11 protein-coding genes are annotated in these 12,526 nt (G+C 57.1%); 5 read left to right on the top strand and 6 right to left on the bottom strand.

Annotated features, from left to right (window positions below; genetic code table 11):
* Positions 1 to 2: 2 nt before the first annotated feature.
* Complete coding sequence (locus KB892_RS23720) at positions 3 to 761, bottom strand: type IV toxin-antitoxin system AbiEi family antitoxin (RefSeq protein WP_004151732.1); 759 nt, start codon at positions 759 to 761, stop codon at positions 3 to 5.
* Between the two features lie 85 nt (positions 762 to 846).
* Positions 847 to 1,575, bottom strand: a complete 729-nt coding sequence (locus tag KB892_RS23725; protein ID WP_002885152.1) for a response regulator transcription factor — start codon at positions 1,573 to 1,575, stop codon at positions 847 to 849.
* A 272-nt stretch (positions 1,576 to 1,847) separates the two neighbouring features.
* On the opposite strand from KB892_RS23725, the gene fdhF reads away from it, so the two are divergent.
* Positions 1,848 to 3,995 (top strand): formate dehydrogenase subunit alpha, encoded by a 2,148-nt coding sequence (fdhF, locus tag KB892_RS23730; protein ID WP_077598858.1) that lies wholly within the window; start codon positions 1,848 to 1,850, stop codon positions 3,993 to 3,995.
* 229 nt (positions 3,996 to 4,224) lie between these two features.
* Positions 4,225 to 4,911 carry a tetratricopeptide repeat protein gene (locus KB892_RS23735; RefSeq protein ID WP_004151733.1) on the top strand — a complete coding sequence of 229 codons (687 nt, stop codon included), beginning with the start codon at positions 4,225 to 4,227 and terminating at the stop codon, positions 4,909 to 4,911.
* Positions 4,912 to 4,947: 36 nt separating this feature from the next.
* Here the strand turns inward: KB892_RS23735 and gltP are convergent, their stop codons facing one another.
* Both gltP and KB892_RS23745 read right to left on the bottom strand, forming a co-directional pair.
* Complete coding sequence (gene gltP / locus KB892_RS23740) at positions 4,948 to 6,261, bottom strand: glutamate/aspartate:proton symporter GltP (RefSeq protein WP_004146659.1); 1,314 nt, start codon at positions 6,259 to 6,261, stop codon at positions 4,948 to 4,950.
* A gap of 111 nt (positions 6,262 to 6,372) precedes the next feature.
* Positions 6,373 to 6,573, bottom strand: coding sequence for a hypothetical protein (locus KB892_RS23745; RefSeq protein ID WP_004226113.1), 201 nt, complete (start codon positions 6,571 to 6,573; stop codon positions 6,373 to 6,375).
* Between the two features lie 100 nt (positions 6,574 to 6,673).
* Here KB892_RS23745 and acs point away from each other — a divergent pair, with 100 nt between their 5' ends.
* From acs to actP, 3 genes are all read left to right on the top strand, one after another.
* Positions 6,674 to 8,632, top strand: a complete 1,959-nt coding sequence (gene acs, locus KB892_RS23750) for an acetate--CoA ligase (RefSeq protein WP_002885145.1) — start codon at positions 6,674 to 6,676, stop codon at positions 8,630 to 8,632.
* Between the two features lie 183 nt (positions 8,633 to 8,815).
* The gene (locus KB892_RS23755; RefSeq protein WP_002885141.1) at positions 8,816 to 9,127 is read left to right on the top strand and encodes a DUF485 domain-containing protein; all 312 of its coding nucleotides are present in this window, start codon (positions 8,816 to 8,818) and stop codon (positions 9,125 to 9,127) included.
* A complete protein-coding gene (actP, locus tag KB892_RS23760; protein WP_024623073.1) occupies positions 9,127 to 10,779 on the top strand; it encodes a cation/acetate symporter ActP in 1,653 nt (550 codons plus the stop codon). The genes KB892_RS23755 and actP overlap by 1 nt, the downstream gene beginning before the upstream one ends.
* Positions 10,780 to 10,826: 47 nt before the next feature.
* Here actP and KB892_RS23765 read toward each other — a convergent pair whose 3' ends face one another.
* Positions 10,827 to 11,924 carry a type 1 fimbrial protein gene (locus tag KB892_RS23765; RefSeq protein WP_002885139.1) on the bottom strand — a complete coding sequence of 366 codons (1,098 nt, stop codon included), beginning with the start codon at positions 11,922 to 11,924 and terminating at the stop codon, positions 10,827 to 10,829.
* 19 nt (positions 11,925 to 11,943) lie between these two features.
* Positions 11,944 to 12,492: a fimbrial protein gene (locus tag KB892_RS23770; RefSeq protein ID WP_004151734.1), complete on the bottom strand. Its 549-nt coding sequence runs from the start codon at positions 12,490 to 12,492 to the stop codon at positions 11,944 to 11,946.
* Positions 12,493 to 12,526: the final 34 nt, after the last annotated feature.

The raw sequence follows: 12,526 nt of genomic DNA on the forward strand, positions 1-12,526 counted from the left end.
TTTTATTCCTTTTGAAAGCGTTCAGGCACTGTGATTTGGTATTGAGCATTGAACTTTCCATTTTCCACGATTTGCCGCTTGCCCGCTCCCAGATCGATTTTTTGGCTATCGATTCGTTTGAGCCAGCCATGCTCGTAAAAACTGGCGAAGAAGAGATACAAACGCTTGGCCTGCACGGACTGGCTGACGGAAAGAAGATACTCTACTTTACGAGGATTAAGATTAACCAGCCCCTGGAAAAGCTCTGCAGCGTGGTTAAATGAGAGGGTCCCCGGCACCGCGCTCAGCAACTCGTAAGCAGCCAGTTCTGGCGCACTGCCGATGAGTTTTTTCCCTTTTATATCAAGCGTTACACGGTATCTATCATCCAGCACCGGCAGTTTTTTCCCCGATATGACTATCCACTCCACACCCGGGAATTCCCTGAACCATTTCGGCAGCAGCGCTTTATTTTCCACACTAAGCCAGCACTGGTTTTGTTTTAGCTGTAGATAGTGTGAACGGCCCTGCCAGACTAAGCTACTGAGCCCCGCAACATACACCGGAGCGGCAAGCTGATTTTGCAAACATGCTAATGCATCGTTCCACTCCGGCTCACGTCCCGCACGCGCATATACGCCGTTGCCTCTTTTTTTTAACCAGCCACTTTGCGCGTATTTAAAGGACAGAGAGGGAGAGATGGCATGCTGGCTTAACCAGGACTGAAGGATCACATCTCCGGGAGCGCTGTTTTGCAGCAGCCAGTTTAATTTTGTTGCCATAGATTAACCCAGAGTGTCACTTTAATAAAAAAAGTAAACTCCCTGCGCCAAATAAAGTCAACAGCGGGTTGGCAGCAAACCCGCCCTACGCCGCCTTCTCGCTGTGGGTCACGTCGGCGGAAAAGACATAGCCCAGACCGCGCAGGGTTTTAATCAACGTCGGCTGATGCGGGTTGAGCTCAATTTTGCGCCGCAGGCGCATGATCAGCACATCGATGGTCCGGTCGAATACCTCGGTGCTTTCGTTATGGGTCAGCGCCAGCAGCTGTTCGCGATTCAATACCCGGCGCGCGTTCTGCGCCAGCGCCAGCAGCAGGCCATATTCTCCCTGGGTCAGCGGGATCGCCTGCTGCTGCGGGTTATACAGTTCACAGCGCGTGGTATCCAGCCGCCAGCCGTTAAACGTCAGGCCAGCACCGGCGCCCGACGCCTCGCCGGCCAGCGCCCCGCTGCGTCGCAGTACCGCTTTCACCCGGGCGACCACCACCCGCGAGCTGAACGGTTTGGCGATGTAATCATCGGCGCCCATCTCCAGACCCACCACCACATCAGACTCACTGCCCAGACCGGAGAGCATCACCACCGGCAGCTCAGGCCGCGTGCGCTGCAGCTGCTGGAGCACCTGCAGGCCATGGGTATCCGGCAGGATCATATCCAGTAAGACCAGCGCGATATCCGCCCGCTGCGCCACCGTCGTCAGCGCGTCGTTGCCGGTCTGGCTGACAAGCACTTCAAACGCGTGCGCGCCGAGCACATCGCTGAGCAGCTCGCCCATCGCCCTGTCATCATCCACCACTAAAATGACTGGTTTCATTTTTGCCTCTGCCCGCCGGGAATTAGTGTCAGTCTGATCGATTCTGCAAGCCTGCGCCGACAAATTCCTCTCCCGGTGACATTTTTTCAAGCGCCGTCACATCTCCAGGGTATCGACACGTCAAATCTGTCGACAGGCTGTTTTTCGTCAGCATTCCGCCCAAAAAACCCGCGTATCATCAAGGAATACCCACAATGAAAATATGGCATAGAAGATGCATAGTGACGGCGCGATAGCGCAAACGCGCCCATTGAATAACTGGAGCAAGACCGATGAAAAAAGTCGTCACGGTTTGCCCGTATTGCGCATCAGGTTGCAAAATCAACCTGGTGGTCGATAACGGCAAAATCGTTCGGGCTGAAGCGGCGCAGGGGAAAACCAACCAGGGAACCCTGTGCCTGAAGGGCTATTATGGCTGGGACTTCATTAACGATACCCAGATCCTAACGCCGCGCCTGAAAACCCCCATGATCCGCCGTCAACGCGGCGGCAAGCTGGAAGCCGTCTCCTGGGACGAGGCGCTGGATTACGTCGCCACCCGCCTCAGCGCCATTAAAGCCAAATATGGCCCGGATGCGATCCAAACCACCGGCTCCTCCCGCGGCACCGGTAATGAAACCAACTATGTGATGCAAAAATTCGCGCGCGCCGTTATTGGTACCAATAACGTCGACTGCTGCGCTCGCGTCTGACACGGCCCTTCGGTTGCAGGTCTGCACCAGTCGGTCGGTAACGGCGCCATGAGTAATGCCATCACGGAGATTGATAACACCGATCTGGTGTTTATCTTCGGTTACAACCCGGCGGATTCCCACCCTATCGTGGCGAATCACGTCATTAACGCTAAACGCAACGGGGCGAAAATTATCGTCTGCGACCCGCGCAAAATTGAAACCGCGCGCATCGCCGATATGCACATTGCGCTGAAGAACGGCTCGAACATCGCGCTGCTCAACGCCATTGGCCACGTGATTATTGAAGAGGATCTGTACGATAAATCCTTCGTCGCCAGCCGTTCCGAAGGCTTCGAGGAGTATCGCAAAATCGTTGAAGGCTATACGCCGGAGTCGGTGGAGGAGATCACTGGGGTCAGCGCCCAGGAGATCCGCGCCTGCGCCCGGATGTATGCCAGCGCCAAATCCGCCGCCATCCTGTGGGGCATGGGCGTCACCCAGTTCTACCAGGGCGTGGAGACGGTGCGGTCGCTGACCAGCCTCGCGATCCTCACCGGCAACCTCGGCAAGCCGAACGTCGGCGTCAACCCGGTACGCGGCCAGAACAACGTTCAGGGCGCCTGCGATATGGGTGCGCTACCGGATACCTATCCGGGCTATCAGTACGTCAAGTTCCCGGAGAACCGCGAAAAATTCGCCAAAGCCTGGGGCGTGGAAAGCCTGCCTGCGCATACCGGCTATCGCATCAGCGAATTGCCGCACCGCGCGGCGCACGGTGAAGTGCGGGCGGCGTACATTATGGGTGAGGATCCGCTGCAGACCGACGCCGAACTCTCGGCGGTCCGCAAAGCGTTCGACGATCTGGAACTGGTTATCGTCCAGGACATTTTCATGACCAAAACCGCCTCCGCGGCCGACGTCATCCTGCCGTCCACCTCGTGGGGCGAGCACGAAGGCGTGTATACCGCAGCGGACCGCGGCTTCCAGCGCTTCTTTAAAGCGGTGGAGCCGAAGTGGGACCTGAAAACCGACTGGCAGATCATCAGCGAAATCGCCACCCGGATGGGCTATCCGATGCATTACAATAACACCCAGGAGATCTGGGACGAGTTGCGGCATCTGTGCCCGGACTTCTACGGCGCCACCTACGAGAAAATGGGTGAGCTCGGCTATGTCATGTGGCCGTGCCGCGATGAGTCCGACGCCGATCAGGGAACGTCGTATCTGTTTAAAGAGAAGTTCGATACCCCGAACGGACTGGCGCAGTTCTTCACCTGCGACTGGGTCGCGCCGATCGATAAGCTTACCGACGAGTACCCGATGGTATTGTCGACGGTGCGCGAGGTCGGCCATTACTCGTGCCGTTCAATGACCGGTAACTGCGCGGCGCTGGCGGCGCTGGCGGATGAACCAGGCTATGCGCAAATCAACACCGCCGACGCCGAACGGCTAGGCATCGAAGATGAAGAGCTGGTATGGGTCAATTCGCGTAAGGGGCGCATCATCACCCGCGCGCAGGTCAGCGATCGGCCGAATAAAGGCGCGGTGTACATGACCTACCAGTGGTGGATCGGCGCCTGTAACGAACTGGTCTCAGAGAACCTGAGTCCGATAACCAAAACGCCGGAGTACAAGTACTGCGCGGTCAACGTTGAGCGGATTGCCGATCAGCGCGCCGCGGAACAGTACGTGATCGACGAGTACAACAAGCTGAAATCCCGCCTGCGCGAAAGCGCGATGGGTTAAGGTTCGGCGGTCTGACCCGGCTCGCGCGATGCGTTGGCCGGGTCAGGTGCAGCCGCCACCCGGCACATAAACGGCTCCGTGTCCGCAGTCTGCCGCCCGGCGGCGCTGCGCTTGCGCGGGCCTACGGTCAGGTAACGCAAATCGGCCCTACCTACCGATACCCGCCATTTTCTTCTTTTTCGCCTCCCTTTATACTGCGCGCTATGTTCCTTACTGATAATAAATACAAATGAAATACCTCTTTTTATTTCTACTGGTTTTCACCAGCGGCGCAGCGGTGGCCACCGAACCTGGCAGTCAGTATCAACAGCAGGCCGAAGCCGGCGATCGACGCGCGCAATATTACCTTGCCGATACCTGGGTCAGCTCCGGCGATTATCAAAAAGCCGAATACTGGGCGCAGAAGGCGGCCGCCCAGGGCGATGGCGATGCGCTGGCGCTGCTGGCGCAGCTCAAAATCCGTAACCCCCAACAGGCGGACTATCCGCAGGCCCGCCAGCTGGCGGAAAAAGCCGTCGAGGCCGGCAGTAAATCCGGAGAGATCGTCCTCGCGCGGGTGCTGGTCAACCGTCAGGCTGGCGCCACCGACGTAGCGCACGCCATCACGCTGCTGCAGGATGCTGCCCGGGATAGCGAAAGCGATGCGGCGGTAGATGCCCAGATGCTGCTGGGGCTGATCTACGCCAGCGGCGTACACGGCCCGGAGGATGATGTGAAAGCAAGTGAATACTTTAAAGGCAGTTCATCACTTTCCCGCACCGGCTATGCCGAATACTGGGCCGGGATGATGTTCCAGCAGGGAGAGAAAGGCTTTATCGAACCGAATAAGCAGAAGGCGCTGCACTGGCTCAACGTCAGTTGCCTGGAGGGGTTTGATACCGGCTGCGAAGAGTTTGACCGGATTAGTAAAGGATAAGAAAAAGCCCGGCGCTATCGCGCCGGGCTTTGTGTTTTATTGGGCGGTTTTATCAAACTTGCCCAGCACTTCGCGTTCATAGGCCAGCGCTTTTTTGCGATCGAACTTATGCTCCCACTTGGCGATAACCAGCACCGCCAGCGCATTACCCACCACGTTCAGCGCGGTACGCGCCATATCGAGGATACGGTCGACGCCGGCAATAAAGGCAAGCCCTTCCAGCGGGATCCCGACGCTACCCAGGGTGGCCAGCAGCACCACGAAGGAGACGCCCGGCACGCCGGCGATCCCTTTCGAGGTCACCATCAGGGTCAGCACCAGGGTAATCTCCTGCCAGATAGAGAGGTCAATACCGTACAGCTGGGCGATAAAGATCGCCGCGATGCTCTGATACAGCGTTGAACCATCGAGGTTGAAGGAGTAACCGGTCGGCACCACAAAGCTGGTGATCGACGCCGGCGCGCCGTAGGCTTCCATCTTCTCAATAATGCGCGGCAGTACGCTCTCCGAACTGGCGGTAGAATAAGCCAGAATCAGCTCATCTTTCAGGATGCGGATCAGGATCCAGATGCTCAGACCACACAGGCGCGCGACAATCCCCAGCACCACCAGCGCGAAGAACAGGATCGCAAAGTAAACCAGCAACACTAGCTTGGCCAGCGGCCACAGCGAGGCGAAACCGAAGGTGGCGACGGTTACCGAAATCAGGGCGAATACCCCGACCGGCGCATAGCGCATCACCATATGGGTGACTTTAAACATGGTCTCGGAGATAGAGCGGAAGACCGTCACCAGCGGCTCACGGTGGGTCGCCGGCAGCGAGGAGAGCCCCAGGCCAAACAGCACCGAGAAGAAGATAATCGGCAGCATATCGCCTTTCGCCATCGATGCCACGATATTGGTCGGCACCAGCGACAGGATGGTGCCCATCAGACCGTGCGCATGGCTCTGCACTTCGGCGGTGGTGTTCTGATATTTCGAAATATCAACTGCCGCCAGCTGCGACATATCAATGCCCGTCCCCGGCTGGAAGACGTTGGCCAGGGTGATACCCAGCACAATCGCCACCGTGGTGATCACTTCGAAATAGATAATGGTTTTGGCACCGATCCGCCCTAACTGTTTGGCGTCACCCACGCCGGCAATCCCGACCACCAGGGTCGAAATGACAATCGGGACCACGATCATTTTAATCAGATGGATAAAGATATCGCCCGCCGGCGTCAGCAAATTGCTAATTAACCAATCGCGACTTTCAGCGTGGTAATGCAGATAACTGCCCAGAAGGATACCCAGCACCAGGGCTAGCAAAATTTGCCAGGCCAGACTGACTTTTTTTGTTTTCTTCACTACTGACTTCCTCAATGAAAGGCACCATTCCTTTTCGTCATGGTACCCACTGCAGGGGGTATGAATTGTGTTGCGTTGCTTTGTGGGGTTATTTAACGCGCAATATCAGTATCATTTGCACGGCATGCTGCGCAAGCCTTTAAGAACAGGGCTTTCCTCTGCTTTTATGCATAAAGCAGCGAATTTCCCCCAGTTATATTGCATAAGTATTTGTAATAAAAAAATTTTCACAGCTTCCGTTTCTATAAATTCATTTGCGTAATTATTTCGCTTCAAAGTTTCATTTGATGAAATTTCACCCAGTTTAATCATTGCGTGATCTGCCCCCCAATTAACAAACAAAGCTGTCAAAACCCCTACTCTTAACGTTTGTTTGACATATATTTAACAAGTTCAAAGGAGAAAAAAAGCCATGAGCCAAATTCACAAACACCCTATTCCCGCTAATATTGCGGAACGTTGCCTGATTAACCCGGATCAGTACAAGGCGCAGTACCAACAATCCATAACCGACCCTGATACATTTTGGGGCGAGCAGGGCAAGATCCTTGACTGGATGCGGCCCTATACCCGTGTAAAGAACACCTCCTTCGCACCGGGTAATATTTCCATCAAATGGTATGAAGATGGCACCCTGAACCTCGCCGCTAACTGTCTCGACCGCCACCTCGCCGAACGCGGCGATCAAACCGCCATCATCTGGGAAGGCGACGACGCCAGCCAAAGCAAGCACATCACCTACCGTGAACTGCATGCCGACGTGTGCCGTTTCGCCAATGTGCTGCTCGACCTCGGGATTAAAAAAGGCGACGTGGTCGCTATCTATATGCCGATGGTGCCGGAAGCCGCGGTGGCGATGCTGGCCTGCGCCCGCATCGGGGCAATCCACTCGGTCATTTTCGGCGGCTTCTCGCCGGAGGCGGTGGCCGGACGCATTATCGACTCCAGCTCACGCCTGGTGATCACCGCTGACGAAGGGCTGCGCGCCGGTCGCGCCATCCCGCTGAAGAAAAACGTCGATGACGCGCTGAAAAACCCGAACGTGAAAAGCATTGAGCACGTGGTGGTCCTGAAACGCACCGGCGGCAATATCGACTGGCAGGAAGGCCGCGATCTGTGGTGGAGCGACCTGATTGCAAACGCCAGCGCCGAACACCGGCCCGTCGAAATGAACGCCGAAGATCCGCTGTTCATCCTCTATACCTCCGGCTCCACCGGTAAACCGAAAGGGGTGCTGCACACCACCGGCGGCTATCTGGTCTATGCGGCCACCACCTTTAAATACGTTTTCGACTACCATCCGGGCGATATTTATTGGTGCACCGCCGACGTGGGCTGGGTCACCGGCCATAGCTATCTGCTGTACGGCCCACTGGCCTGCGGCGCCACCACCCTGATGTTCGAAGGGGTGCCGAACTGGCCTACGCCGGCGCGCATGTGCCAGGTCGTCGATAAGCATAAGGTCAGCATTCTCTATACCGCCCCGACGGCTATTCGCGCCCTGATGGCGGAAGGCGACAAAGCTATCGAAGGCACAGACCGCTCCTCGCTGCGCATTCTTGGCTCGGTCGGCGAACCGATTAACCCGGAAGCCTGGGAGTGGTACTGGAAGAAGATCGGTAACGAGAAGTGCCCGGTGATGGACACCTGGTGGCAGACCGAAACCGGCGGCTTTATGATCACTCCGCTGCCGGGCGCGATTGAGCTGAAGGCCGGCTCCGCGACGCGTCCGTTCTTCGGTGTCCAGCCGGTGCTGGTGGATAACGAAGGCCTGCCGCTGGATGGCGCCACCGAAGGCAACCTCGCCATCGCCGACTCCTGGCCCGGCCAGGCGCGTACCCTGTTCGGCGACCATGAGCGCTTTGAGCAAACCTACTTCTCCACTTTCAAAAATATGTACTTTAGCGGCGACGGCGCGCGTCGTGATGAAGATGGCTATTACTGGATCACCGGCCGGGTGGATGACGTCCTGAACGTCTCCGGACACCGTCTGGGGACCGCCGAGATCGAATCGGCGCTGGTGTCGCACCCAAAAATCGCCGAAGCGGCGGTGGTGGGGATCCCGCATAACATCAAAGGCCAGGCCATCTATGCCTACGTGACGCTCAATCACGGCGAAGAACCGACGCCGGAGTTGTATGCCGAAGTGCGTAACTGGGTACGCAAAGAGATCGGTCCGCTGGCGACGCCGGATGTGCTGCACTGGACCGATTCGCTGCCGAAAACCCGCTCGGGCAAAATCATGCGCCGCATTCTGCGTAAGATTGCCGCAGGCGACACCAGCAACCTCGGCGATACCTCGACCCTCGCCGATCCTGGCGTCGTGGAAAAACTGCTCGAAGAGAAGCAGGCCATTACCATGCCATCGTAAGTAAGGACCGATTCCCTACACCCTCTCCCCTTCCGGGGAGAGGATAAAAATAAGTCCCTCCCCCAGGATTTCACTCGCAGGAACGCCGTCAGCAACACCTGTCCCGGCTCCGTCGCCGGAGGGGTTGCTGTCGCCAGCGTCCGCCGAGTGGATGACGAAAGGGAGACCTCTGGAGACGCTAAGATGAATGAACAACTTTGTCAGCGGATAGAAAATAGTTCGCATTTCAGGGAGTTAGTTGCATCACGGCAACGGTTTGCCGCCATTCTGTCAGTGATTATGTTAGTGATCTACGTGGGCTTTATTTTGCTTATCGCCTTTGCACCCGGCTGGCTCGGCACCCCGCTGCACGCCGGAACCAGCGTCACCCGCGGGATCCCGCTCGGCATTGGCGTGATCGTCATTTCGTTTATCCTGACCGGTATTTATGTCTGGCGAGCTAACGGTGAATTCGACCGTTTGACCAAAAGCGTTCTCAACGAGGTAAAAGCATGATCAAGAGAGTCCTGACGGCGCTCGCCGCCACGCTGCTGCCCCTCGGCGCCCACGCCGCAGACGCTATTACCGGCGCGGTACAGCGCCAGCCGACCAACTGGCAGGCGATTGTCATGTTCCTGATTTTCGTCGCCCTGACGCTGTACATCACCTACTGGGCCTCAAAACGGGTGCGTTCGCGCAGCGATTACTACACCGCCGGCGGCAATATTACCGGCTTCCAGAACGGGCTGGCGATTGCCGGCGACTTTATGTCAGCGGCGTCGTTCCTCGGTATCTCCGCGCTGGTGTATACCTCCGGCTACGATGGGCTGATCTACTCGCTGGGCTTTCTCGTCGGCTGGCCGATTATCCTGTTTCTAATTGCTGAACGTCTGCGCAATCTTGGCCGCTATACTTTTGCCGATGTCGCCTCTTACCGCCTGAAGCAGGGGCCGATCCGCACCCTCTCCGCCTGCGGTTCGCTGGTGGTGGTGGCCCTGTATCTGATTGCCCAGATGGTGGGCGCCGGCAAGCTAATCCAGCTGCTGTTCGGCCTTAATTACCATGTCGCCGTAGTGCTGGTTGGCGTGCTGATGGTGCTCTATGTCCTGTTCGGCGGCATGCTGGCGACTACCTGGGTGCAGATTATTAAAGCGGTTCTGCTGCTGTGCGGCGCCAGCTTTATGGCCTTTATGGTCATGAAGCACGTCGGCTTCAGCTTCAATAACCTGTTTACCGAGGCGATGGCGGTCCACCCGAAAGGGGCGGCGATTATGAGTCCCGGCGGACTGGTGAAAGATCCGATATCCGCGCTCTCTCTGGGTCTGGGTCTGATGTTCGGTACCGCTGGCCTGCCGCATATTCTGATGCGCTTCTTTACCGTGAGCGACGCCAAAGAAGCGCGTAAAAGCGTCTTCTACGCCACCGGTTTTATGGGCTATTTCTATATCCTGACCTTTATCATCGGCTTCGGCGCCATCATGCTGGTCGGCGCGAACCCGGCGTTTAAAGACGCGGCCGGACAGCTTATCGGCGGCAATAACATGGCGGCGGTGCACCTGGCGGATGCGGTTGGCGGCAACCTGTTCCTCGGCTTTATCTCTGCGGTAGCCTTCGCCACTATCCTGGCGGTGGTGGCGGGCCTGACCCTCGCCGGCGCGTCAGCGGTGTCGCACGACCTGTACGCCAACGTCTTCCGCAAGGGCGCGACCGAGCGTCAGGAGCTGAAGGTCTCCAAGATCACCGTGCTGATCCTTGGGGTGGTGGCCATTCTGCTGGGTATTCTGTTTGAAAATCAGAATATTGCTTTCATGGTCGGCCTGGCCTTCTCCATCGCCGCCAGCTGTAACTTCCCGATTATTCTGCTGTCGATGTACTGGTCGAAGCTGACCACCCGCGGCGCGATGGTCGGCGGCTGGCTGGGCCTGCTGACTGCGGTCATTCTGATGATCCTCGGCCCCACCATTTGGGTGCAGATCCTCGGCCATGAGAAAGCGCTGTTCCCGTATGAATATCCGGCGCTGTTCTCCATTGCCATCGCGTTCATTGGCATCTGGGTCTTCTCCGCCACCGATAACTCACCGGAAGGGATGCGCGAGCGCGAGCAGTTCCGCGCCCAGTTTATCCGTTCACAAACCGGGATCGGTATCGAACGCGGCCAGGCGCATTAATCGTCCTCTCCCTTCCCCGGCATCGTTCGGGGAAGGGATTCTCCCCCTCAGTTATAAGTAAAGGTGATCACCCCGGTGGCGTTGGCTGTCCCCGCGGTCACCGCGCTCCCCGTCCTGTAATAGTTAGTGGATAAGGCGAGCGTCTGCATGGCCGCTGCGCCTCCGGGGCTGTCGGGGTTGGTGAAATAGCTGTAGCTGGCATCCGCGCCGCTGTTGGTCACCGTCGCGCGGCTCGAAGTATAGAGGCTGATATCGGTATTTAACGGCAGTGCTTTGCCATTCAAATTTAACTGCACTCCCACGCCAGTGGCGGCATTCTGTTCCGCCGTGAGGGCCATCACCGTATTGTCAGGGTTATCCCCGCTTGCAGAAGCAGCCGCCACACGCATCGAAACGTTAGTTCCCGGCTCGCAGGAGAGGCTCAGAGACTGCCGCGCGCTACCCACCTTCGTCGCGGTATTAAACTCACTGGCATTGATGCTGCCCATGGAAAAACTGAGATTATTGCTACCGACAATACACCCCATCGGGATTAGCTGGATGCTGGTGGTGCCGCTGATGTGCAGTTGTGAAATAGCGATGGTCCCCTTTTTATCCTTGGCCGATACCGTGGCCACCGGGTCGCTGAACGATAATTGACTCTTGCTGGCGATGGCGCCGCCGGTGGCCACCAGCTGCAGCTGATACGCCGGGGTATAATGAGTCGACGCGAAAGAGTCGAAAAGACCTGTCGGCTTTCCGAGGTAATAATTCACATCACCAATATAATGCACCTGCGAGTCGGGGCTGAAATCATCGGTGTCATCGCCATATTCACCGCTGATATTGAGCCACACCTTGACGCGGATACCGATCCCCTGCACCGAGGTGGCATAGATATTATCCCCTATCAGTGCCCCGGCATTGTTCGAGGACCAGGCAAAAACCGCGTAGGTGCTCCCCTCACAGTTAAGCAATTCCGTTTGCGAGCGCGTAATCTTCCCCGAGTCATACAGTACCGTCCCTGCGGTATAGCTCCCGGCATTGACCAGGATCTTTTCCGGCAGGTTGGTCATCGAGACATCGCCATAGTTGGTTCCCGTGCAGGCCGCCCAGCTATAGACGGGACACAGTGCCAATATGAGCAATAAGATCAGTTTTTTCATACCCATCCCTGTCGAAACGTTATTTGTAGGCCACATCGAACGTGGCGGTAAACCCGACCATCCCGGACCTTACCTGGCCATAAGGCGAAAACATACGTGCCACCATATTAAAGGTATGGATATCCGCATCGTCCCCAAAGGTATAGAGATACTGGTCGCCGGGGCCAAGGGGCTGCTGGTCGGCCATGCTCTGCAGCTGCAAACCGACGCCGCTGGCACCGTTGCTGCCAGTCTGGAAGTTTTTATAGATTGAAGCGTGGGTGCTATCGAAGCTGGTGCCGCTAAACGCGATGGTCACCGCCGACGCATCGGCGGAACAGCTGGAAAAGACCAGCTTAACCGGCACGCTGGCGCCGCTCGCCCCGGCATGTCCGGAGAACGTCTGCGAGGAGACGGTGCCTAAATCGATACTGTTCGACGGCTCCACGGCCACCTCACAGGAAGGCGCTTCGATGGTGCCCGTGACGTTAAAATTGACCGTGCTGCTGCCCTCATAAGCCAGCGCCGGAAGGGAGAGCAGCAAAATGGCCACCAGGAGGCCCCTTGTGCTGCCGTCTCGCATATTCATATCAGCCCCTCTTCCATGTTGAAAACCTGCATCC

The organism is Klebsiella sp. P1927 (assembly GCF_018204675.1).
Lineage (GTDB): Bacteria > Pseudomonadota > Gammaproteobacteria > Enterobacterales > Enterobacteriaceae > Klebsiella > Klebsiella pneumoniae.